At 45.9% G+C, this 678-nt stretch carries 1 pseudogene; it reads right to left on the bottom strand.

The features are described from left to right. Nucleotides 1-122 precede the first annotated feature (122 nt). Nucleotides 123-678 (bottom strand): annotated as a pseudogene (locus DEO48_RS26240) (hypothetical protein); the annotation flags it as partial.

Here is a 678-nt window from a genome sequence, read left to right as displayed (position 1 = left end):
TAACGAAACGGCAGCATTTCTGCTGCCGTTCTCACACAGGTAATATAGGTCTGAAATTTTTTTGAATGCAGTTATTGGTCTGTATTGCTGCCTCCATTCACTTTATTTTCAGCGCAGAACCCCTACTCACCACCACAGGTTTTCCGGTAATGGTCATTAATCAGCGTTTCCAGCATATCGCTGATACGAACCCCGCTACGTTCTGCCATAAAGTCCAGTCGTGTTTTTGTTTCGTTCTTCAGGTACGTATTGAGTGCTTTTTTATCGGTGCGGGACTGACGCAATTTTTGCTGGTTCCAGGCTTTATTCAGATTCAGCAGGAATAAACGCTTTGTATCCGGTGCATCGTCCCATAAGTCGATCGCCGCGCGCAGGGCTAAATTGCGTTCAGAATGACTCAGGGGGGTAAACCAGGTACTCATTCCTGGTGTTGAAATATTTAATGAAAGCCCAATGCCGGGCGCATTTCTTTCTTCCTGAAGCGATTTGAGGCTGTTCCATGCCCAGAGTACTGCTTCTTCCTCATCAGGTAACCATTTAAGTGGAACGGGTTTGCTGTAAATGCCCTTCCATTGATCTTTCAGCCTGTCCATGACCTGGCGCTTGAGATGATTTACCGGGGGTGTGGAAATGTATATGTTGTCAAAGAAGGCGATGAGAATATGTATTCTCTCCTGA

The organism is Enterobacter sp. CGMCC 5087 (assembly GCF_003144775.1).
In the GTDB taxonomy this organism is placed as follows: domain Bacteria; phylum Pseudomonadota; class Gammaproteobacteria; order Enterobacterales; family Enterobacteriaceae; genus Enterobacter; species Enterobacter cloacae_M.
This window is presented reverse-complemented; position numbering and strand designations above follow the sequence as displayed.